Source organism: Ancalomicrobiaceae bacterium S20, from assembly GCA_040269895.1.
GTDB lineage: Bacteria > Pseudomonadota > Alphaproteobacteria > Rhizobiales > Ancalomicrobiaceae > Methyloraptor > Methyloraptor flagellatus.
Window position 1 is genome coordinate 3,856,701 of the sequence record CP158568.1, and the last position, 24,226, is coordinate 3,880,926.

The 24,226-nt window shown below is 68.4% G+C and carries 9 protein-coding genes and 1 pseudogene; all 10 read right to left on the reverse strand.

Annotated elements, in window-relative coordinates; genetic code table 11:
- Positions 1-57: 57 nt before the first annotated feature.
- Positions 58-1,265, reverse strand: a pseudogene (gene coaBC, locus ABS361_17495) (bifunctional phosphopantothenoylcysteine decarboxylase/phosphopantothenate--cysteine ligase CoaBC).
- Between the two features lie 220 nt (positions 1,266-1,485).
- Complete coding sequence (locus ABS361_17500; GenBank protein ID XBY43841.1) at positions 1,486-16,473, reverse strand: hypothetical protein; 14,988 nt, start codon at positions 16,471-16,473, stop codon at positions 1,486-1,488.
- Positions 16,474-16,908: 435 nt separating this feature from the next.
- A complete protein-coding gene (locus ABS361_17505; GenBank protein XBY43842.1) occupies positions 16,909-17,760 on the reverse strand; it encodes an SDR family oxidoreductase in 852 nt (283 codons plus the stop codon).
- Positions 17,757-18,248 (reverse strand): DapH/DapD/GlmU-related protein, encoded by a 492-nt coding sequence (locus tag ABS361_17510; protein XBY43843.1) that lies wholly within the window; start codon positions 18,246-18,248, stop codon positions 17,757-17,759. Before ABS361_17510 ends, ABS361_17505 begins: the two co-directional genes overlap by 4 nt.
- Positions 18,245-18,799: a dTDP-4-dehydrorhamnose 3,5-epimerase gene (rfbC, locus tag ABS361_17515; GenBank protein XBY43844.1), complete on the reverse strand. Its 555-nt coding sequence runs from the start codon at positions 18,797-18,799 to the stop codon at positions 18,245-18,247. The genes ABS361_17510 and rfbC overlap by 4 nt, the downstream gene beginning before the upstream one ends.
- Positions 18,796-20,046, reverse strand: coding sequence for a class I SAM-dependent methyltransferase (locus ABS361_17520; protein ID XBY43845.1), 1,251 nt, complete (start codon positions 20,044-20,046; stop codon positions 18,796-18,798). Before ABS361_17520 ends, rfbC begins: the two co-directional genes overlap by 4 nt.
- Positions 20,039-21,118 carry a CDP-glucose 4,6-dehydratase gene (gene rfbG / locus ABS361_17525; protein ID XBY43846.1) on the reverse strand — a complete coding sequence of 360 codons (1,080 nt, stop codon included), beginning with the start codon at positions 21,116-21,118 and terminating at the stop codon, positions 20,039-20,041. The genes ABS361_17520 and rfbG overlap by 8 nt, the downstream gene beginning before the upstream one ends.
- Complete coding sequence (locus ABS361_17530) at positions 21,115-21,897, reverse strand: glucose-1-phosphate cytidylyltransferase (protein ID XBY43847.1); 783 nt, start codon at positions 21,895-21,897, stop codon at positions 21,115-21,117. Before ABS361_17530 ends, rfbG begins: the two co-directional genes overlap by 4 nt.
- 89 nt (positions 21,898-21,986) lie before the next feature.
- On the reverse strand, positions 21,987-22,805 hold the full coding sequence (locus ABS361_17535) for an MBL fold metallo-hydrolase (protein XBY43848.1): 819 nt from the start codon (positions 22,803-22,805) through the stop codon (positions 21,987-21,989).
- Between the two features lie 89 nt (positions 22,806-22,894).
- The gene (locus ABS361_17540) at positions 22,895-24,004 is read right to left on the reverse strand and encodes a TRAP transporter substrate-binding protein (GenBank protein ID XBY43849.1); all 1,110 of its coding nucleotides are present in this window, start codon (positions 24,002-24,004) and stop codon (positions 22,895-22,897) included.
- Positions 24,005-24,226: the final 222 nt, after the last annotated feature.

Below are 24,226 nucleotides of genomic sequence, written 5' to 3' on the forward strand. Positions count from 1 at the left end.
CGGCATCCGATCCGATTGGTTCGGATGCAGCTCTCCTGCTCTTGATCGTGTGACCGGTCAGCCGCGCCCGAGCATCGCCGCCAGCCGCGTGACCAGCTTCTCCGCCACCTCGCCCTTGGCCATGTCGGGCCAGTCCTCGACGCCGTCGGCGGTGACCAAGCGGATCGTGTTGCGGTCGCCGCCCATGATGCCGGTTTCGGGGCTGACGTCGTTGGCGACGATCAGGTCGGCGCCCTTGCGCTCGAGTTTTCCGCGCGCATTCGCCAGCAGGTTCTCGGTTTCGGCCGCAAAACCGACCACCAGCTTCGGCCGCGCGGTCGGATGGCGGCCGACCGTCTTCAGGATGTCGGGATTCTCGGTCAGCGCGAACACCGGCGTGCCGCCCTCGCCCTTCTTGATCTTCTCGGATGCCTCGGTCGCGACGCGCCAGTCGGCGACCGCGGCGGCCATGACGGCGATGTCGGCCGGCAGCGCCGCCTCGACCGCCGCGAGCATCTCGCGCGCGGTCTCGACATGCACCACCGTGACGCCGGCCGGGTCGCCGATCGTCACCGGACCGGCGACCATCGTCACCCGTGCGCCGGCCTTGGCCAGGGCGCTCGCGATCGCGTGGCCCTGCTTGCCGGAGGACCGATTGGCGATGTAGCGCACCGGGTCGATCGGCTCGTGGGTCGGGCCCGAGGTCACGATCGCCGAAAGCCCGTCGAGCGAACGGGCCACAGGGTGAAATGCCGCTCGATCGCGGCCAGGATCTCGGCCGGCTCGGCGAGGCGGCCGGGGCCGAACTCGCCGCGCTCGGCCATGGCGCCGACATTCGGGCCGACCAGGGCGACGCCATTCGCGGTCAGGAAGTCGACGTTGCAACGGGTCGCCGGATGCGCCCACATGCGCGGGTTCATCGCCGGGGCGGCGAGCACCGGCTTGTCGGTGGCGATCAGCACATTGGTGGCGAGATCGTCGGCGATGCCGTTCGCCATCTTGGCAAGCAGATTGGCCGTCGCCGGCGCGACCACGACCAGATCCGCCTCGCGCGATAGCCGGATGTGGCCGATCTCGTGCTCGGCGGTCAGGTCGAACAGGTCGGAATAGACCCGATCCTCGGTCAGGGCGCCGACCGTCAGCGGCGTGACGAACTGCTTGGCCGCTTCGGTCATGACCGCGCGGACGCGAGCGCCGCGCTCGCGCAGACGGCGGATCAGCTCGAGCACCTTGTAGGCGGCGATGCCGCCGCCGATGACCAGAAGGATGCGCTTGTCCCGCAGCATGTCGTCCTCGTCGCGTCGCCGCCACAGCCCGTGGCGCCCGGCTCCCCGCCGCCGGGCCGTCGCCGACCTATAGCAGCCGTCCGACCGACCGCCTATGCGACGCGGGTCGATAGGGAGAAGCCCTTCCGATCGGCTGGCGATGCGGTCCTACCCGAAAGAAAAGGGCACGGCACCGGTTTCCCGATGCCGTGCCCGATCGCATTCCTCCGACCGCGACCGATCAGCCGACGCTGAACTTGGTGGCGTCGTAGGTCCAGGCCGTGCTGCCGGTGTCGGAGTGGACCACACCGACCAGGACCGCGCCGCCGTTCCGGAAGTCACCGTTCGCGGCATAGTAGAGACTGCCGCTGTTGTCGTCGTAGACGAAGCCGCCGTGTCCGTTGGTCGAGAGAACCGTGCTGGTCACGGCGCTCGCGTTGGCCACATGGGTGATGTTGGTGCCGTCGGTCAGGCTCGACACGTCGTAGACGCCACCGTTGGCGGTGTTGTGCAGGACGATGCCGTCGGTGCCGGCGGCGCCGAAGTTGTGGATGTCGGTGTAGCCGCCCAGGTTCTGGTCGAGCACGATCGTGTCGTTGCCGGCACCGCCCACCGCGGTGTTGGTGCCCGCGCCGAGGTTGACCGTGGCGTTGCTGTTGCCGAGCGTGACGTTGTCGTTGCCGACGCCGCCGCCGATCGACTCGATGTTCACCGAGGTGATCGTGTTCGCGCCACCCTGCAGGATCAGGGTATCCGAGGCCGCGCCACCATCGAGGTTCGTGGTGGAGGAAGCCGCGAGGCTGATCGTATCCGCCTGGCCGGAGCCGTGGATCGATTCCACGTTTGTCGCCGTCAGGGACACCGTACCGGAGCTCTGGGCCAGCGTCAGGCTGTCGCCGGAGCCGCCGCCGAGATCGACCGACAGGGCCGCACCGGTGTTGACCGTCACCACATCGTTGGCCGAGCCGCCGATCAGCACCTCGACATTGGCCATGGTGAGGGTGTTGGCGAGATCCGCCAGCGCCACACGGTCGGAACCGGCCCCGAGGTCGATCGAGGCGTTGTTCAGCGCGGTCGTGAAGGTCACGGTATCCGCCACGTTGCCGCCGTTCACGGTCTCGACGTTCGCCATCGTGATGGTGTTGACGAAGTCGCCGAGATTGACCGTGTCCGAACCGCCGGCGAGATCGATGGTCGCGCCGATGGCCTGGGCCGCGTAGGTGATCGTATCCGCACCGGCGCCGCCGAGCAGGGATTCGATCCTGAGCGCCGTCACCGTGTTGCCGGACCCCTGCAGGGTCAGGCTGTCGTAGCCGCCGCCGAGGTCGACGCTGCCGGTCAGGGCACCGGTCACCGTCACCAGATCCGCACCGACGCCGCCGATGATGGTCTCGACGTTGACGACGCTGATCGTGTTGCCGAAGCCGCCGAGCGTCAGGGTGTCGGAGCCGCCGCCAAGGTCGATCGAGGCGTTGGAGGCGATGCCGGCCAGCGTGACCGTATCGGAACCACCGACACCGGTGATCGTCTCGGCGTTGGCGATCGTCACCGAGTTGGTGGCGTTGGCCAGCGTGATCGTGTCGTTGCCCGCACCGAGGTCGATGGAGGCACCGGCGAGTGCGGCACCCATGGTCAGCGTATCGACGTCGGACCCGCCGTAGAGGGTTTCGACATTCGAGATCGTGGCCGTGTTCGCCGCGGAGGCGAGGCGGAAGATGTCGTTGCCGGCACCGCCGTCGAGCGTGGCACTGGCGAGCGCCGCGCCGAAGGTCAGGATGTCGGACCCGCTGCCGCCGAGCAGGGTTTCGACGTTCGACACCGTGCCCGTGTTGGTGACCGCGTCGAGCAGGGTCAGCTTGTCGGAGCCGGCACCGAGGTCGACCTGGCCGCTGAGCATCTGGGTCGCCAGCGTCACGATATCGCTGCCGGTGTTGCCGGTGATCGTCTCGATGTTGGCCGCGGTGAAGGTGTTGTCCACCGCACCGAGGGTCAGCGTGTCGGAGCCGATACCGAGGTCGACCGTGACGTTCGAGAGCTTCGTCGTCATCGTCACTTGGTCGACGCCGATGTTGCCCGTGACGCTTTCGACGTTGGTCAGCGTGATCGTGTTGCGGAAGGCGCCGAGAACGATGCCGTCGCTGCCGCCGGCGAGATCGACCGACATGCCCGAAGCCTGACCGGTCAGGGTCACGACGTCGATGCCGCTCGAGCCAGCCAGGGATTCGATGCCCGAGACCGAGGCCGTATTGCCGGTGTTGGCGCCGTCGAGGCCGAGGGTCAGGCTGTCGACACCGGTGCCGAGGTTGATCGAGGCATTGGTGACGGCGGTGGTCAGGGTGATCGTCTCGTCACCCGTGCCGCCGGTCACCGTCTCCACGTTCGCCATGGTCGCGGTGTTGACGCCGCCGGTGAAGGCGACCGAGTCGGAGCCCGCCCCCATGTCGACGCTGTAGTTCGCGCCGGCCGACGAGATCGTGATCGCGTCGGCGCTGCCCGAGCCGGTGATCGTCTCGACGTTGGCCACGGTGACCGAGGTCGCCGCTGCCGAGAAGGTCAGCGTGTCGGAGCCGGCGCCGAGGTCGATCGAGCCGTTCGCCATCGCGGCCGAGATGGTCAGCGCGTCGGAGCCGGTCGAGGCGGAGATCGTCTCGGCGTTCGCCACCGAGGCGGTGTTGTCGCTCGTGCTGGCGAAGGTCAGCGTATCGCTGCCGGCACCGAGTTCGATCGAGGCATTCGACGCCTGGCTGGTCAGCGAGATCGTGTCGTTGACCGCACCGCCGGTGATGGACTCGATGTTCGTCGCCGTGACCTTGTTGGTCGCATCGTCCAGCACGAGCTGGTCGCTGCCGCCGCCGAGGTCGATCGAGGCCGTGATCGCACCGGATGTGGTGATCACGTCGGCACCCGAGCTCGAGGTCACGCTCTCGACATTGACCAGCGTCGCGGTGTTGGCGCTGCCACTGGTGAAGGCGATCGTGTCGGAGCCGCCCTTGAGGTCGATCAGGGTGCTGACCGCCTGGTCGGTGAAGGTCACCGTGTCGGAGCCGGCCGAGCCGTAGATCGTCTCGACGTTGGTCGTGGAGACCGAGGTCGCGGAGCCGCTGGCGCCGCCGAGGGTCAGGCTGTCGCTGCCCGCGCCGAGGTCGACCGAGCCGTTGGTGATCGCGGTCGAGTAGACGATCACATCCGAGCCGGAGCTGGAGGTCACGGTCTCGACGTTGCCGATCGTCGCGGAGTTCACGCTGCTCGACTTGAACGCGATGCTGTCGCTGCCGGCACCGAGGTCGATGGAGCCGCCGTTGAACTGCGTCGTGATCGTGAAGGTGTCAGAGCCGCCGGTCGCCGTGATCGTCTCGACGTTGGCCAGCGTGACCGTGTTGTTGCCGCCCGAGGTGAAGGCCAGGAGGTCAGAGCCCGCCTTGAGGTCGATCGAGCCGTTGGTGACCAGCGTCGCGACCGTGACGGTATCGTTGCCAGAGCCGCCGACCACCGTGTCGACGTTCGACACCGTCGCCGAGTTCGACGCCGCATCGGCGAAGGTCAGCGTGTCGTTGCCGGACACCAGGTTGATCGAACCGCGGTTGATCGCCGCGCCGAGCGTGATCGTATCAGCGCCGGTACCGGCGGTGATGGTCTCGACGTTGGAGATCGTGCCCGTGTTGTCGAAGTCGCCGAGCGTGACGGTGTCGTTGCCCGAACCGAGGTCGATCAGGGTGTTCTGCAGGCGGCTGGCGATCGTCAGCGTATCCACGAGGGCACCGCCGTTGATCGTCTCGACACCGGCGATCGTCGCCGTATTGGCGAAGTTGCCGAGGGTCAGCACGTCGTTGCCGGCACCGAGGTCGATGCGACCGGAGGCCGCCGAGGCGAGCGTGATCGTATCGGCATTGCCGCTGCCGACCAGGGTCTCGGCATTCGCGACCGTCACCGTGTTGGTGCCGGAAGCGTTGGCGAACACCAGGGTGTCGCTGCCGTCGCCGAGGTTGATCGACCCGGTCATCGCCTGGGCGATGTTGACCGTGTCGGAGCCCGTGCCGCCGACGATGGTCTCCGCGTTGGAGACCGCGATCGTGTTGTCGCCGGCCGAGGACAGCCGCAGGGTGTCGGAGCCGCCGCCGAGGTCGACGGTCGCGTCCGAGGTCGCCGCGTTGAACACCACCGTATCGTTCGCCGCGCTGCCCGTGACGCTCTCGACCGCCGCGACCGAGATCACGTTGGCCGAGCCCGTTGCACCAAGGAGCTGGATCGTATCCGAGCCCGCACCGAGGTTCAGCGAGATGTTCGAGGCGCCGGCCGACAGCGTGATCGTGTCGGCATCGCTGCCGCCGGTCACGGTCTCGACCGTGCCGATGGTGGCGCTGTTGGCGTAGTTCGCCAGCGTCAGCGTATCGGAGCCGGCACCGCCGGAGATCGAGGCGTTGACCAGCGAGTCGGTGACCGTGAGCGTATCGGCCAGCGAGCCGCCCTGGATGGTCTCGACACCGGTGAAGGTCGCGGTGTTGGCGAAGCTGCCGAGCGTGACCTTGTCGCTGCCGGCGCCCATGTCGATCGAGGCGTTGGCGAGCTGGGTGGTGAACAGCACCGTGTCGGAGCCGGAGCCGCCGAGCAGGGTCTCGACGTTCGCCAGCGTGCCGTTGTTGGTGCCGTCGGCGAGCGTCAGCTTATCGGAGCCCACACCCAGGTCGACGCTGATCGTGCCGGCCGAACCCATGGTGATGGTGTCGACCGCGGAGCCGCCGATCACGGTCTCGACGTTGGTCACGACGAGCGTGTTGGCGAGATCCGCGAGGATCAGCTTGTCGGAGCCGGCGCCGAGGTCGATCGCGACGTTGGAGGCCTGCGTGGTCAGCTTGACGACGTCGGCCGACACGCCGGTGACCTGGATGGTCTCCACGTTGGCGAGCGTCACGGCGTTGGCGTTCGAACCGGTACCGGTCAGGACAACGGTGTCTTCGCCTGCCCCAAGGTCGAGCGAGGCGCTGGCGCCGGCGCCGAGCGTGATGGTGTCGACGGAGCTGCCGCCGGTGATCGTCTCGACGTTGGCGACGGTCACGTTGTTGGCGAAGTCGCCGAAGCGGACCGAGTCGGAGCCCGCGCCGCCGTCGACCGACACGCCGTCGGCCTGGGTGGCGAAGCGGATCGTATCGACCGCCGCGCCGCCGACCACGGTTTCGACGTTCATCACCGTGACGGTGTTGGTCGCCGCGCCGAGGTTCAGGCGGTCGGCGCCGTCGCCGAGGTCGACCGTGGCGTTGGCCGTGCCGGCCCAGGTGACCGTGTCGTTGCCGGTGCCGCCGTAGACGGATTCGGCGTTGAGGACGGTCGCGGTGTTGGTGCCGTCGGCGAATACCACCTTGTCGGTGCCCGCGCCCATGTCGGCGTAGGCGCCGGTGACCGCGGCCGAGTAGGTCAGCGTATCGCCGCCCGTGCCGCCGATGACCGATTCGACGTTCACCACCGTGGCGCTGTTGGTGCCGGTGCCGAACACCAGCTTGTCCGAGGTGCCGCCCATCAGGTCGACGGACACACCGGTGGTGTTGGCCGCCAGCGTGACGGTGTCGGCGCCCGCCGCACCCTTGATCGACTCGACGTTCGCGGTCGTCACCGAGTTGGTGCCGTTGAAGAGCTCCAGGTAGTCGGTGCCGGCCGCGAGATCGATCGAGGCGCCGACGATCGCCGAGCGCAGGTAGATCGAGTCGACGTCCGAGCCGCCGGTGACCGTCTCGACGTTGGTGACGCTTACGGTGTTGACGAAGTTGCCGAACACCACGCGATCGGAGCCGGCGCCGAGGTCGACCGAGAGGTCGTTCGACTGCGTGTCGAAGGTCACCACGTCGGCCATGCCGCCGCCGGTCACGGTTTCGACGTTGCGGACCGTCAGCGTGTTGGCCGCGGAGCTCGACAGGGTCAGCGTGTCGTTGCCGTCGCCGAGGTCGTAGGTCACGCCCGAAGCCTGGCCGGCCATGGTGATCGCGTCGGCGTTGGCGCCGCCGGTCAGGGTCTGGATGTTGGCCAGCGTGATCGTGTTGCCGCCGTCGGCCAGCACGAGGCTGTTCGAGCCGGCGCCGAGATCGATCGAGCCGTTGGAGAGCGTCGAACCGAGCGTGATGGTGTCGCTACCGGCGACACCCACCAGGGTCTCGACGTTCGAGACCGTCAGCGTGTTGTTGAAGTTGCCGAGCGTCAGCTTGTCGGCACCGCCGCCGAGGTCGACCGAAGCGCCGGCCGCTGCCTGGCTGCCGAGCGTGATCGTGTCGGCCGAACCGCCGCCGAGGATCGACTCCACGTTGGTGATGGTGCCGGAGGTGGCGCCGCCGAGCGTCAGACTGTCGGAGCCGCCGCCGAGGTCGATCTTGGCGTTCGCAAGGGTGCCGACGAGGGTCACGGTGTCGGTGCCCGTGCCGGTCGTGATGCTCTCGACGTTGGTCGCGCTGAACGTGTTGTCGAAGTCGCCGGAGACCGTGAAGCTGTCGGTGCCCGCGCCGAGATCGACGGTGCCCGAGAACTGGGTGGTCGCGGTGATCCGGTCGACGCCCGTGCCGCCGACGATCGTCTCGACATTCGCCAGCGTCGCGACGTTGGCGTAGTTGCCGAAGGTGACTCGGTCGTTGCCGTCGCCGAGGTCGAGCTTCACGTTGCTGACCGAGGTGACCAGCGTGACGGCGTCGTCACCGAAGCCGCCCGTGACGGTCTCGACGTTGGAGACCGACAGGCTGGAGCCGAAGTCGGACAGCGCCAGCACGTCGCTGCCCGCTCCGAGGTCGACCGAGCCGTTGGTCACGCCCGAGGCGAGCGTGATCGTGTCGGAGCCGGAGCCGGCGACGACGGTCTCGACGTTGGTGACGGAGGCGACGTTGTTGAAGGCGCCGAAGGTCAGCTGGTCGCTGCCGGCACCGAGGTCGAAGGCGACGTTGTTGGCGATGGTCGCCAGCGTGACCTGATCCGAACCCGTGCCGCCGGTCAGCGATTCGACGTTCGACAGCGTCAGGCTGTTGGTGCCGTTGGCGAGCGTCAGGCTGTCGGTACCGACGCCGAGGTCGATCGAGCCCTTGGTGATGATCGAGCCGAGCGTCACGGTGTCGTTGCCCGTGCCGCCGGTCAGCGTCCGGACGTTCGAGGCCGTGATCTGGTTGTCGCCGTTGGCCAGCGTCAGCGTGTCGTTGCCGCCGTTGAGGTCGACCGTGCCGCCCTGGAAGACCGTGGTCAGCGTGACCGTGTCGTTCGAGGTGCCGCCGAGGACCGATTCGACGTTGGCGACCGTGAGCCGGTTGGTGAAGTTGCCGAGCGTCAGCGTGTCGTTGCCGTCACCGCCGTCGACCGAGACGTTCGAGGCCGCGGTGACGTAGGTCATCGCGTCGGCATCGAGGCCGCCCTTCAGGGTCTCGACGTTCGCGACCGTCACCGTGTTGGCCTGATCGGCCAGGATCACGGTGTCGGTACCGGCGCCGGTGTCGACCGAGCCGTTGGAGAGCGCCTGCGAGAAGGTCAGCGCGTCGGCGGCCGTGCCGGAGACGACGGTCTCGACATTGCCGATGGTCGCGGTGCTCGCGAAGTTGCCGAGGATCAGCTTGTCGTTGCCGCCGCCGAGATCATAGGTCGCGGCGCCCGACTGGGTGGCGACGGTGATCGTGTCGGCGCCCGCGCCGGCCGTGACGGTCTCGACGTTGGCGACGGTCGCGGTGTTGCCCGAGGCCGTGAAGGTCAGCGAGTCGGCGCCCGAGCCGAGGTCCATGCTCGCGTTGGCCGCCGCGGTCGTATAGGTGACCGTATCGTCGCCGCCCTGGCCGAGCAGCGTCTCGACGTTGCCGATCGAGATCGTGTTGGTCGCGGCAGCGAGGGTGAGCTTGTCCAGACCGCCGCCGAGGTCGACGGTCATGTTGTCGGCCTGGGTGGCCAGCGTGATGACGTCGTTGCCGGCCGAGCCGATGACGGTCTCGATGTTGGTGACGGTCGCCGTGCCGCCGGCCGCGAAGGTGATCGTGTCACCGCCGCCGCCGAGGTCGTAGCTGACGTTGGTCACCGCGCTCGACACCGTCACTGTGTCGACGTCGATGCCGCCGACGATGCTCTCGACGTTGGCGATCGACAGCGTGTTGGCGTCGTTCGACAGCGTCAGCGTATCGACGCCGGCGCCGAGGTCGACGGTGTTGGTGGTCGAGGCCAGCGTCACGGTGTCGACGCCCGAGCCGCCGATGACGGTCTCGACGTTGGCGACCGTCGCCGTGTTGGCGAAGTTGCCCAGCACGAGCTTGTCGGTGCCAGCACCGAGGTCGATCGCGGCACTCGCGAGCTGCGTCGTGACCGTGACCGTATCGGAGCCCGAGCCGCCGTTCAGCGTCTCGACGTTCGCCACCGAGATCGTTGTCGCGGTCGAGCCGGCGATGGTCAGCGTGTCGGCGCCGGCGCCGAGGTCGACGGTGCCGCCGACGAGGCCGGAGGCGATCGTGATCGTGTCGGCCGCGTTGCCGCCGACCACCGTCTCGATGTTGACGAGCGAGGCGGAGTTGATCTGGTCGGCGAGCTGCAGCTTGTCGCTGCCGGCGCCGAGATCGAGGGTCAGATCGACCGCAGCGTTCGACAGGGTGAGGGTGTCGGCACCCGTGCCGCCCGTCACGCTCTCGACGTTGGCCACCGTGACGCGGTTGAGCGCGCCGGTGAGCGTCAGGCGATCGTTGCCGTCGCCGAGGTCGACCGAGACATTGGTGCCGTTGAGCGTCACGACGTCGGCGTCGGCGCCGCCGGTGACGGTCTCGACGTTGGCGATGGTGACGGTGTTGGCCTGATCGGCGAGACGGACCGAGTCGGCGCCCGCGCCGAGGTCGATCGAGCCGTTGGCGAGCGCCGTCGTGAACGTCACCGTGTCACTGCCGCCCTGGCCGATCACCGTCTCGACGTTGACCGCGGTCAGGCTGTTGGTGGACGCGGCGAGGGTCAGGCGGTCGTTGCCGGTGCCGAGATCGACGAGGCCGTTGGTCATGCCGGTCGACAGCGTCAGCGTATCGCTGCCCGTGCCGCCGTTGAGGGTTTCGACATTGGCGATCGTCGCGGTCGTGGCACTGGAGCCGGAGAAGGTCAGCGTATCGGAGCCCGCGCCGAGATCGATCGTGCCGGCGGCGAGGCCGGAGGCGACGGTCAGCGTGTCGGCGAGCGAGCCGCCGACGATGGTCTCGACATTGACGACCGAGGCGGTGTTGATCTGGTCGGCGAAGGTCAGCTTGTCGTTGCCGGCACCAAGATCGAAGGTGCCGTCGGTGACCACCGTCGACAGGGTGACGTTGTCGGCGCCCGTGCCGGCGGTGATGCTCTCGACGTTGGCGACCGACAGCTTGTTGGTCGCGCCGGTCAGGGTCAGCAGGTCGGAGCCGTCGCCGAGGTCGACGGAGACGTTCGAGGTGCCACCCATGGTGACGGTGTCGATGTCGGCACCGCCGGTGACGGACTCGACATTGGCGATCGTGACCGTGTTGACGAAGCTGCCGAGCGTGACCGCATCGGAGCCCGCGCCGAGGTCGATCGAGCCGTTGGTCAGCTGAGCACCAACCGTCAGCGTGTCTGCGCCGGCCTGGCCGATCACCGTCTCGACGTTGAGCGCGGTCAGGCTGTTGGTGGTCGAGGCGAGGGTCAGGCGGTCGTTACCGGCACCGAGGTCGACGAGGGCGTTGGTCACGCCGGTCGACAGGGTGATCGTGTCGCTGCCCGTGCCGCCGTTGAGGGTCTCGACGTTGGCGGCCGTCAGCGATGTCGCGGTCGAGCCGGCAATGGTCAGCGAGTCGGAACCCGCGCCGAGGTCCATCGAGCCGTTGGTCAGGCCCGAGGCGATGGTCAGCGTATCCGCGGCCGAGCCACCGACGACGGTCTCGATGTTGAGGACCGACGCCGTGTTGGCGAAATCCCCGAGGGTCAGCTTGTCGCTGCCGGCGCCGAGATCGAAGGTGCCGTCGGTGACCACGGTCGACAGGGTGACGTTGTCGGCGCCCGTGCCCGCGCTGATGCTCTCGACGTTGGCGACCGACAGCTTGTTGGTCGCGCCGGTCAGGTTCAGCACGTCGGAGCCGGCACCGAGGTCGACGGAGACGTTCGAGGTGCTGCCCATCGTGACGGTATCGACGTCGGAGCCGCCGGTGACGGACTCGACGTTGGCGATCGTGGCCGTGTTGACGAAGCCGCCGAGCGTCACGGCATCGGAGCCGGCGCCGAGGTCGATCGAACCGTTGGTCAGCTGCGCGCCGACCGTCAGCGTGTCGGCGCCGAGGCCGCCGACCACGGTCTCCACATTCGCGGTCGTGAGGCTGTTGGCGCCGTTGGCGAGCGTCAGGCGATCGTTGTTCGCGCCGAGGTCGATCGAGCCGTTGGTGAGGAGCGTCTTGAGCGTCAGCGTGTCGCTGCCGTCGCTGCCGACGACGGTCTCGACGTTGGCGACCGTCAGTGTGGAGGCCGAGGAGCCCGCAACGGTAAGCGAGTCAGAACCTGCGCCGAGGTCGATCGAGCCGTTGGTCAGGCCCGAGGCGATGGTCAGCGTATCGACGTCCGAGCCGCCGACCACCGTTTCGACGCCGGTCAGCGACGCGGTGTTGGCGAAGTCGCCGAAGGTCAGCTTGTCGGACCCCGTTCCGAGATCGACGGTCAGGTCGGTCGCGGCGGAGGCGATGGTCAGCGTCTCAGCGCCGGTGCCGCCGGTCACGCTCTCGACGTTCGACAGCGTGGCGCGGTTGGTCGCGCCAAGGAAGCTCACCGTATCGCTGCCCGCGCCGAGGTTGATCGTGGCGTTGGCGGCCGAGGTGACCGTGATCGTGTCGACGTCGGAGCCGCCGACGACGGTCTCGACATTGGTCAGCGAGGCGGTGTTGGCAAAGTCGCCGAGGGTGACCTTGTCGGTGCCGGCGCCGAGGTCGATCGAGCCGTTGGTCAACTGGGTCGAGACGGTCAGGATGTCGTTGCCACCCGAGCCGGTGACAGTCTCGACGTTGGCGACCGTCAGCGTGTTCGGCAGGTTGGCGAGGGTCAGCCGGTCGCTGCCCGAGCCGAGGTCGACCAGCGCGTTGGATGCCGCAGAGCCGAGGGTGATCGTGTCGGAGCCGGTGTCACCGAGCAGGGTCTCGACGTTCGAGATCGTGGCCGAGTTGTCCACCGAGGCGAGGGTCAGCGTGTCCGAGCCCTTGCCGAGATCGACGCTGCCGCCGACCAGCGCGGTCGAGAGCGTGATCGTGTCGGTGCCCGAGCCGGCGATCACCGTCTCGGTGCTGGCGACGGTCGCGGTATTGTCGAAGTTGCCGAAGGTGACCTTGTCGTTGCCGGTACCGAGGTCGACCTTGCCGCCGGTCATCTGGGCAGCGATCGTGACCGTGTCGGCGCCGGTGTTGCCGGTGACCGTCTCGACGTTGGCGACGGTCAGCGTGTTGGCGCCGGCGGCGAGCGTCAGCGTGTCGGAGCCGTCGCCGAGGTTGATGGAGCCGTTGCTCGAGGCGGTCGACAGCGTGATCGTGTCGGTGTCGCTGCCGCCGATCAGGGTCTCGACATTGGCGAGCGTGCTGATCGTGTTGGCGAAATCGCCGAGCACAAGCTTGTCGGCGCCGCCGCCGAGGTCGACGCTGGTCGCGGCGACCGTCGTGAAGGTGATGGTGTCGGCGCCCGCGCCGGCCGTCACGGTCTGAACGTTGGCGAGCGAGACCGAGCTGGTGCCGCCCGCGAAGGTGACGCGGTTGTTGCCGGTGCCGAGGTCGATCGTCATGCCTGCGACGGCAGCGTTCACCGTCACGGCGTCGTCGCCGAGACCACCGGTCAGAGTCTCGACGTTCGAGACGCTGATCGTGTTGGTGACGTCGGCCAGCGTGAGCTGATCCTTGCCGGCGCCGAGGTCGACCGTCGAGGCGGTCGTCTGCAGCGTGATGGTGTCGGAACCGGAGTTGCCGGTCACGGTCTCGACGTTCGAGATCGACGCGGTGTTGGCGTAAGCGCCGAAGGTGACCTGGTCACTGCCGCCGCCGAGGTCGATCGAGGCGTTCGAGGCCTGGCTCGTCAGCGTGACGCTGTCGTTGCCGGTGCCGATCGAGGCCATCTGGATGGTCTCGACGTTGCCGACCGAGACGGTGTTGCCGCCGAGGGCGAGCGTCAGCGTGTCGGAGCCGGCGCCGAGGTCGACCTTGCCGTTCGAGATCGTGGCGTTGAGCGTGACGGTATCCGCGCCCGAACCGGCGAGCACAGTCTCGACGTTCGAGAACGACACGGTGTTGTCGGCCGCCGCGAGCGTCACCTGGTCGGAGCCGGCGCCGAGGTTGAACGACGCGCCGGTCAGCGCACCGACGACGGTGACGGTATCGGCACCGCTGGTGCCCGTGGTGGTCTCGACATTGGCGACGGTGACGGTGTTCGAGGCACCGCCGAGGGTCAGCGTGTCGGAGCCGTCGCCGAGGTCGAGCGAGGCGCCGGTCAGGCCGGTGCCCATGGTGATCGTGTCGGCGAGCGCGCCGCCGGTCAGGGTCTCGACGTTCGAGGCGACGAAGGTGTTGGCGAAGTCGCCGAGGTTCAGGCGGTCGTTGCCGGCACCGAGATCGATGGTGCCGCTCGCCTGCTGGGTCGCCAGCGTGACGGTATCGACGCTCGAGCCGCCGACGACGGTCTCGACATTGGCGACGGTCACCGTGTTGGTGAAGCCGCCGAGGGTCAGCTTGTCGTTGCCGACGCCGAGGTCGATCGAGCCGTTCGCGATCGCCGAGGTCAGCGTCAGCGTGTCGGCGGCGCTGCCGCCGGTGACGGTCTCGACGTTGGCAAGGCTCGCGGTATTGGCGAAGTCGCCGAGGCTCAGCGTGTCGGAGCCGGCGCCGAGGTCGACCGAGGCGTTCGAAAGCTGGGTGCCGATCGCGACCGTGTCGGAGCCGGCGTTGCCCGTGATCGTCTCGACGTTGAGCGTGGTCAGCGTGTTGTCGAAGTTGCCCAGCGTCAGCTTGTCGGAGCCGGCACCGAGGTTGACGGTCAGGACTTCGGCCTTGGTGGTCAGGGTGACCTGCTCGGCACCCGTGCCGCCGCTGATGCTTTCGACGTTGGCGGCCGAGACGGTGCTGGTCGAGCCGGCCAGCGACAGCGTGTCGGAGCCGTCGCCGAGGTCCATGAGGACGTTGGAGCCCGAGGTGACGGTGACGGTGTCGGCACCGAGGCCGCCGACCACGGTCTCGACGTTGACGACCGAGACGGAGTTGTCCTGGTCGCTCAGGTAGACCTTGTCGAGCGTGCCTGCGCCGAGGTCGATCGAGCCGTTGGTGATCTGCGTCTGCAGCGTCACGACGTCGGTGCTGGAGCCGCCGACGACGGTTTCGATGTTGGCGAGCGAGATCGAGTTGGAGCCGTTGGCGAGCGTCAGCTTGTCGTTGCCGACGCCGAGGTCGACCGAGCCGTTGGCGAGCGCGGTGGCGAGGGTAACGGTGTCGGTCGAGCTGCCGCCGACGACGGTCTCGGTGTTCAGCACCGTGGCGGTGTTGGCGAAGTCGCCGAGCGTCAGGCTGTCGGAGCCCGCGCCGAGATCGTAGCGGACGTTGCTCGCCTGGGTCGCGACGGTGATCGAGTCGGAGCCGGACGAGGCCGTGACGGTCTCGACGCCCGACACGGTCGCGGTGTTGCCGGCGCTGCTGGCGAAGGTCAGCTGGTCGGCGCCGAGGCCGAGATTGATGCTGGCATTGGACGCGGCGGTGGTCAGCTGGACCACGTCCGCGCTCGAGCCGCCGAGCACGGACTCGACGTTGGCGGCGGTGACGGTGTTGCCGGCCGAGGCGAGGGCGAGGCTGTCGGAGCCGGCGCCGAGGTCGATCGACGCAACGGCACCGCCGGTGCCGAGCGTGATCACGTCGGCGTCGGAGCCGCCGACGATGGTCTCGGTGTTGCCGACGGTCGCGGCGTTGGCGAAGTCGCCGAACGTGACCTTGTCGTTGCCGCCGCCGAGGTCGAGCGAGGCATTGACCGCGCCGGTCGTCAGGGTGACGGTGTCGCTGCCGGCGTTGCCGACGACGGTCTCGACGTTGGCGAGCGACAGCGTGTTGGTGCCGAGCGCGAGGGTCAGCTTGTCGTTGCCGTCGCCGAGGTCGGCCGACAGGCCGGTCACGGCCGAGCCGAGCGTCAGCGTATCGTTCAGCGCGCCGCCCGAGATGGTCTCGACGTTGGTGACGGTCGCGCTGTTGATTGCGTCGGCGAAGATGATCCGGTCGCTGCCCGCGCCGAGGTCGACCGAGCCGCTGGTGACGCCGGTCGTCAGCGTGATCACGTCGGAGCCGGCCGAGGCGACGACGGTCTCGACGTTCGAGACCGTGGCGGTGTTGTTGCCGGAGTTGGCGAAGGTCACCTTGTCGGAGCCGGCGCCGAGGTCGATCTGCGCGCCGACCGCCTGGGTCGACAGCGTGACGGTGTCCGCGCCCGTGCCGCCCGAGATGGTCTCGACGTTGGCGACGGTGGCGCTGTTGGCCGCGTTGGCGAGCGTGATCTGGTCGTGGCCGGCGCCGAGGTCGACCGAGACGTTGGTCAGACCGGCCGAGAAGTTGACGGTGTCGTCGCCGGTGCCGCCGGTGACGGTCTCGGTGTTCGCCACGGTCAGCGTGTTGCCGCCGGCCGCCAGTGTGAGGTTGTCACTGCCGCCGCCGAGGTCGACCGAAACGCCCGCGACCGGGGCCGACAGGGTGACGGTATCGGCACCCGTGCCGCCCGCGACGGTCTCGATGTTGGCGACCGAGATGCTGTTGGTGGCGCCCGTCAGGGTCAGCTTGTCGTTGCCGTCGCCGAGGTCGGCGGTCGCGTTGGTCACGCCGGTCGTGTAGGTGATGACGTCGTCGCCGGAGCCGCCGGAAACCGTTTCGGCGCTGCCGACCGAGGCGGTGTTGCCGCCGTCCGCGAGGGTCAGGCGGTCGGAGCCGGCGCCGAGGGAGACCGAGGCGTTGCTGGCGTTCGACGCCAGCGTGACCGTATCGGCGGCCGAGCCACCCGTGAGCGATTCCACCGAGGAGGCCGTGAGGGTATTCACAACGTCGGTCAGAACGACCTGATCCGAGCCCGTCCCGCCCGCGATCGATTCGATGTTCACCGCCGTGACCTTGTTGGCCGCGTTGGCCAGCGTCAGCGTATCGGAGCCGGCGCCGAGGTCGACCTTGCCGCCCGAAATCGCCGTGGTGAGCGCAACCGTGTCGCTGCCCGCGCCCGCGGTGATGGTCTCGACGTTGGAGAAGCTCGCGAGATTGTTGCCTCCACTCGTCATCGCGAGGGAGTCGTTTCCACCCAGCAAATCGATACTGGTTCCGGTCAGCGTCGCTGACACGGTCACGGTATCGGCTGCGGTTCCGCCGACGATGCTGTCGAAGGCGCTGGAGACGGTCGCGGTCCCTGAGACGGTAGTGGTGGTCACGGCACACCTCATTCTGAGGCATCGAGCGGGCGATACGGACGGATGACCCGGTCGACGCTGGTTCGTCCGGGCACGACGCCCGCACGATCCCTACATTTTCCCGTGATCAGTTAGGGGGTTCGTTACTAAATTTTCGGTTAACCGAATCCGGAAAATCGGATGAAAACGAAGTCTACGACAGTCCCAAAGCCGGCTTTGCGATGTGCACCGCCGCAAAAGACCCCATACACCCTGAGATTTCAATCAGTATTGATCAGTAAATACTTTGTTAATAAAATAATCCAACTTCTACGGTTTCGAATCTCGCTCGGTCATGTCACGAGTCTTCGCAATCAGAACCGCGAGTCTATCCAGGGGATCGATCGAGTCTTCGGGGAGCAGTGCGGCTAAACGCTGGGTTACGATCGGAGCGAACCTGACAATCGGGCTACAGGGCAATACTTCGACACGAAGCATCAACGTTTTCGCCAGCGTTTCGACAATTGCGGCGTGGCTCGTGTTCCTGCCGCGCGCGACGTTATAGAGCCGCTCGGTGCCGCGCTCGGCGATCGCCGCGAGCGCGCGCGCCACGTAATCGACCGCGACATAGTCCTTCTCCGAGCCGAGATCCTGGCCGAGCACGATGCGGCCGTCGACGACCGCATCGCGGATCAGCGAGCCGAGGAAGTTGGTCGGCCCCATGTCGTCGCCGAAGACATTCGACAGCCGGGCGACGCGCACGGTCGGCTCCGGCCGCGACAGGCACAGCGCCTCGCCCATCAGCTTGGAGATGTCGTAGAGATCGGACGGGTCCGACGGCTCGACCGGGATCGGCGCCTCCTCGCGCGTCGACGCCGCCGCCGAATAGACCCGGGTCGAGGACAGATAGACGAGGCTGTCGAATCGCGCCTGCCGCAGGACGTCGGCGAGCATGCCGACATGCGCCTCGACGGTCTCGAACGGGCGCTGGCGGAAATTGGCGGTCAGGCCGATGCAATAGAATACGTGGCCGAGCTCGGCACCGCGCCAGCTCTCGTCGCCGCGCCGGATCGCGCGGACGCTCCAGCCCTCGGCCTCGAGATGCGCCACCAGATGCCGGCCGACGAAGCCGGCGGCGCCGAACACGGTCGCGCGCCGGCGCGCATCGGGGGCGGCGCTCACTTGCGGCGTCCCACGACGCGCAGCGGCTGCCCGGCGACCACCGTATAGGCCGCGACCTCGCCGCGCACGACCGAGCCGGCCGCGATCACCGCGCCGCGCCGGATCAGTGCGCCGTCGAGCAGCACGACATTGGCGCCGATCCAGACATCGTCCTCGACCACGATGCCGCCGCGGCTCGGCAGGAAGCCCTGTTCCATGATCGGGCGCGAGGCATCCCCGTAGGCATGATTGGTGGCCGCGAAGGTACAGTTCGCCGCCACCGCGACCATCTCGCCGATCGTGACGCCGTTACCGGTATAGATGACGCAGCCGGAATTGATCACGCTGCGCCGGCCGATCACGACATCGCCGGCGCCGCCGGCCGGCTTGATCTTGACGAAACTGTCGATCACCACGCCGGCCTCGATGACGATCCGGCTGCCGCGGACGCTGTCCTCGATATCGGCGAGCGGCGAGATGCGGGCCTCGCGCGAGATGATCAGCGTCATGGGCCGGGCTCCGGGGCGAAATCGGCAAAGAGCGGGAAGGCGCGATCACGATCGGAGACGATCGCGCGGTCGAGAAGCGGCCAGGCGATCGCCAGATCCGGATCGTCGAAGCGGATGCCGGCCTGGGCCGCGGGCGCGTAGTCGGTCGACATGCAATAGACGACGTCGGTCAGGTCCTCGAGCGTCTGGAAGCCGTGCGCGAACCCTCTCGGCACATAGACCTGCCGGTGATCGGCGCCCGACAGCTCGATCGCGACATGCCGGCCGAAGCTCGGCGAGCCGGCTCGGACATCCACGATCACGTCGAGGATCCGCCCCCGCGCGCAGCGCACCAGCTTGGCTTCCGCCTCCGGCGCGCGCTGCAGATGCAGGCCGCGCAGGGTGCCGGCGCGGGCGTTGTGCGACAGGTTGATCTGGCGGAGCGCCGGGTCGAGGCCATGGGCCGCGAAGGTCTCGGCGCAGAAGGCGCGGGCGAACCAACCGCGATCGTCCCGGATCGGCTCGGGCTCGACGAGAAAAGCCCCGGGAAGATCGAGCGGCGTCAGGATCACGGCAGCACCCTCGCCTCCGGCAGCGGTACGATGAAGCGCCCGCCCCAGTCCCGGATCGCGGCCATCTGGCCGACGATCTCGTCGGTCAGGTTCCAGGGCAGGATCAGCACGTAATCGGGCCTCGTCTCGAAGATCCGCTCCGGCGCGTGCACGGGGATGGTGGTTCCGGGAAGGAAGCGGCCCTGCTTCGCCGGGCTGCGGTCGACCGTGTAGTCGAGGAAGTCGGTGCGGATGCCGCAGTAGTTCAGGAGTGTGTTGCCCTTGGCGGGCGCGCCGTAGCCGACGATCGAGCGGCCGTCGTTCTTCAGGCCGATCAGCAGCGACAGGAGGTTCCGCTTGGCGGCACGGACGCGGGCGGCGAAATCGGCATAGGCGTCGAGCCCGTCGAGGCCGGCGGCGGCCTCTCGGGCGCGGAAGGCGACGAGCCGCTCGGTCGGCGCGAGGCCGCGAACCGCATGGGTCAGGAACACGCGCAGGGAGCCGCCGTGGGTGGCGAGCTCCTCGACATCGAACACCGCGAGACCGTGGCGGGCGAAGGCACGCTCGATCGCCAGCAGCGAGATGTAGGAATAGTGCTCGTGGTAGATCGTGTCGAAGTAGTTCGCCTCGATCATGCGCAGGAGGTGCGGGAACTCGAAGGTCGCCACGCCCTCCGGCTTCAGCACCATTGCGACGCCGCCGATGAAGTCGTTGAGGTCGGGGACGTGGGCGATGACGTTGTTGCCGAGCACCAGATCGGCCTTGCGGCCATCCGCGGCCAGCCGCTCGGCGACGCGCACGCCGAAGAAGTCGACGACGGTCGGGATGCCGCGCTCCTTCTCGGCGACCGCGGCGACGTTGGCGGCCGGGTCGACGCCGAGGACGGGGATGCCCTTCGCCTTGAAATACTGCAGCAGATAGCCGTCGTTGGAGGCGAGTTCGATCACCTGCGAGGCCGGCCCGAGGCCGAAGCGCGGCACCATCATCTCGACATAGGCGCGCGCGTGCGCGAGCCAGCTGTCGGAATAGGACGAGAAATAGGTGTAGTCGTCGTCGAACAGCTCGTCGGCGCGGTGGAAATCCTGCAGCTGCACGAGCTTGCAGGCCGAGCAGACGAAGGTCTTCAGCGGATAGAAGGTCTCCGGCCCGTCGAGCTGGCCGGGCTTGCGCATGGCGTTGGAGATCGGCTGCATGCCGAGATCGACGAGCGAGACGTCGAGGGCCGTGCCGCAGCTTCGGCAATGCGGGCGGGCGGATCCGTCAGACACCGATGTGCTCCTCGATCTCTTCGAGCGTGCGGGCGCGCATGTCGGCGCCCGCGTAATAGGCCCTGTACCAGCCGACCGTCCGCGCCAGCGCCTCGTCGAGCGTCCAGGTCGGCGACCAGCCGAGCTTCGCCGCGGCAAGCGAGGAATCGAGCGTCAGGTGACGCGCCTCGTAGGGGTGATGGCCGTCGTCCTGCACCCAGCCGGGCGAAATGCCCCAGAGCGCGGCGAGCCGATCGACGATCTCGCGCACGGTGCGGGCATCGGCGGCCGTCGGTCCGAAGTTGATCGCCTTCGGCGCCTCGGCCGGGCGCTGAACGAGATCCTCGGCCAGCATCAGATAGGCGCCGACCGGTTCCAGAACATGCTGCCAGGGGCGGATCGCGCGCGGATTGCGCAGCGTGACCGAGCCGCCGCGCGCGAAGGCGCGCATCGCATCGGGCACCAGCCGGTCCTCGGCCCAGTCGCCACCGCCGATGATGTTGCCGGCGCGAACCGTTGCGGCCGCGATGCCCTTTTCGGCGAGGAACGCCTGCCGCCAGCACTCGACCGCGATCTCGGCGGCGGCCTTGGAGGCGCCATAGGCCTCCTTGCCGCCGAGCCGATCGGTCTCGCGATAGGGCCAGGCCCATTCGACGTTGTCGTAGACCTTGTCGGAGGTCACGGCGACGACCGCGCGGACGGTCTCGGCCCGGCGCAGCGCGTCGAGCAGGTGCACCGTGCCCATGACATTGGTCGCGAAGGTCTCGACCGGTTCCAGGCGCGCGCGCCGGACGATCGGCTGGGCGGCGAGGTGCAGCACGACCTCCGGCCGCGCCTCGACCAGCGCCGCCTCGAGCGCAGCACGGTCACGGATGTCGCCGATCAGCGACCGGCAGCCGGACGCGACGTCGGCGACGGTGAAGAGGTTCGGCTCGGTCTCGGGCGCGAGCGCGAAGCCGGTCACCTCGGCACCGAGACGGGCGAGCGCCAGTGCCAGCCAGCCGCCCTTGAAACCGGTGTGGCCGGTCAGGAACACGCGCCGGCCGCGCCAGAACGCCGGATCGGGACGGCGGGAGGCGCTCGCTTCGCTCAAGCCCAGATCCTCCAGGGCGCGCGGCCGGAATTCCACATGTCGTTCAAGAGCTGCATCTCGCGGTACGTGTCCATGCACTGCCAGAAACCGCCATGGCAGTGGACCGCCAGCTCGCCGCTCTGCGCGAGTTCCTCGAGGAGCCCGGTCTCGAGGGGCACGTTGCCGTCCGGATCGAGCCGCTCGAAGGCCTTCTTCTGGAACACGAAGTAGCCGCCGTTGATCCAGCCGGTCGCGACCTGCGGCTTCTCGGCGAAGCTCGTGATCATGCCGTTGCCGAGCGCCAGCTCGCCGAAACGCGAGGACGGATGCACGGCGGTGACGGTGGCGAGCCGGCCCATGCGCCGGTGCGTGTCGATCAGCGCGTCGATATCGACGTCGGCAACGGCGTCGCCGTAGGTCGCGAGGAACGTGTCGCCGTCGATGTGGCGCAGCGCCTTCAGCATGCGCCGGCCGGTGAGGCTTTCGAGCCCGGTCTCGGCGAGCACGACGCGGGCGTCGAGGATGTCCTCGTCGCGGCCCGGCATCACTTCCAGCGCGCCGGCGCCGCAATCGACCTCGAGGTCACGGGAGCGGTGGTGATAGTTGATGAAGTAATCGCGGATCACGTCGCCCTTGTAGCCCAGGGCGAGGATGAAGCGCTTGATGCCGTGGTGGCGGTAGTGCTTGACGATGTGCCAGAGGATCGGCCGGCCGCCGACCTCGACCATCGGCTTCGGCCGAAACTCGGTCTCCTCGCGCAAGCGCGTGCCGAGACCGCCGCAAAGAATGACCGCGTCCATGGATGCCCCGCCTTCCCCCGGCGATCGCGTGCCGCGAATCGCCTGCGGGAGCCATGTTTAGCCGATTCGGCGCGGGAACGGACGTCGTGTCAGGCCGGATCGATCCGGAATGCGCTGCCGGATCGTGCGACGCGGCCGAAACCCAGATGACCGCCGGCGATCGTCCAGCCCTCGGTCGCGGCCCGATCGAGCGTCGCGACACGGGTCGCGGCGGCGACGGCGGGATCGACGTCGAAGACGAAACCGAGCGCGGGGTCGGCGGCCTGCGGGCCGTCGAGATGGAGGGTGTCGCCTAGGATCAGCAGTCGCTCGGCGCCGGAGCCGATCAGGAAGCCGGTCTGGCCGGGCGTGTGACCCGGCAGCGCGACCGTCTCGATCTCGGGCAGGATCTCCCCTTCCTCGCCGGTCGTCACCTGTGATCCATAGGCGCGCAACAGCCGCTCGGCGACCCGGAAGCCACCGCGGCGCGCCTCCGGCGTCGCCTCGCGGGCGGCGGCATCGGTGAAGTAGGCCAATTCGCGCGCCGGGACGACGATCTCGGCGTCGGGAAACAGCGCCGCATCACCGTCGAGGAGCCCGTAGGCGTGATCGCCGTGCAGGTGGGTCAGCAGCACGGTCGGCACGTCGGCGGGTGCGATCCCTTGCGCGGCGAGAGCGGGGAGCCCCAGCCCGAGCCCCGCCGCGAAGGCGGGACCGCCGCCGGCATCGACGAGGATCACGCCCGACGGTCCGCGCAGCAGGTAGAAGTTGACGTCGAGACGCAGCGTCGGCGCACCGTGGGCCGCGATCGCGGCGGCCGTGGCCGCTTCGCCGCCCGTGTGCAGCAACGCGCCGACGGGCAGATCGATGCCGCCGTCACAGATGCGCGTGACGTCGTAGGATCCGAAGCGTCGCGGATGGTCGGACATGGGCGCCTCGTTGATGAGCCATCGATCGCGCCGCCTCGAGCGGCTGTCGGGATCGCCGGCGGCCGGCGACCCCGATCGGGCGTGGTCAGTCAGAGACCCCGACCGGTCTCGCGCATCTGATAGGCCGCGAGGTCCATGACCTTGGCGTAGTCGCGCGCCTTGAGGCGGTAGGCTTCGAAACTGTCGTGGACCTCCTTCGCCATCGGGCCGGAGGCGGCGATCTCGGCCATAACGGCGGTCGTCTCCTTGGCGAGCACCTTGACGATGTCGTCGGAGAGCGCGCGGATCTCGACGCCGTCCTTCTTGGCGACCGGCTCGAGACTCATGGTGTTGTGGAAGGTGAAGTCGGCCCAGCTCTCCGCGGCGGAGGCGAAGGCGGCGCGCTTGACGATCTCCTTCAGATCCGCTGGCAGTCCGTCGTAGAGCTTCTTGTTGACCATCACCTCCAGCGCCGGGCCGAACTCGAAGAACGACGGCATGTAGTAGTACTTGGCGACGCGGAACAGGCCGAAGGCGAGGTCGTTCCACGGGCCGACCCACTCGGCCGCGTCGATCGTGCCCGACTGCATGGCCTGGAAGATCTCGCCCGGCGGCAAGAGCACGACGTTGACGCCGAGCCGGCGCAGCACCTCGCCGCCGAGGCCGGCGATGCGCATCTTCAGGCCCTTGAAATCGTCGACGGTCTTGATCTCCTTTCGGAACCAGCCGCCGGCCTGCGGACCCGACGAGCCGGCATAGAACGGCACCACGCCGAACGGGGCGTAGGCCTTCTCCCACAACGCCTGACCGCCACCGTACCAGAGCCAGCCCATGTGCTCGTTGGCGAACAGGCCGAAGGGCACGCCGGTGAAGAAGTGGAAGCTCTTGTCCTTGCCCTGCCAGTAGTAGGGCGAGGCATGGCCCATCTCGGCCGCGCCGGAGGAAACCGCATCGAAGACTTCGAAGGGCGGCACCAGTTCGCCGGCGGCGTAGAGCTGCACGGTCAGCCGGCCGCCGGACATGGCGGTGATCATGTCCGCGACGCGCTGGGCGTTGACGCCGACGCCGGGGGCGTTCTTCGGCCAGGAGGTCGCCATCTTCCAGACGCGCTTCTCCTGCGCCTGCACGATCGCGGGGGCCGCGAGCGTCGCGGCGCCGGCCGCGGTCAGGCCGAGAAGGGAACGACGGGAAGCGGACGGACGATCGGCGCGGTCGGTCATGGCGAACCTTCTGAAATCCAGGCGGAGAATGCAGCCTCGGGCGGCCGAACCGTAGGCGCGGGGCGCGGGGCGAGCAAGAGCGGAAACGGTGACCGGGTCTTCAGTTTTCACGCTTAAGCTGGTGCATGTGGGCGGCGCGGGACTCCCTCCCGACAAGCGCCCTTCCCCTGCCTTCCTCGCAGTCATAATGTGCCGCTTCGCCCCGGCACATCCTTTCTCGGG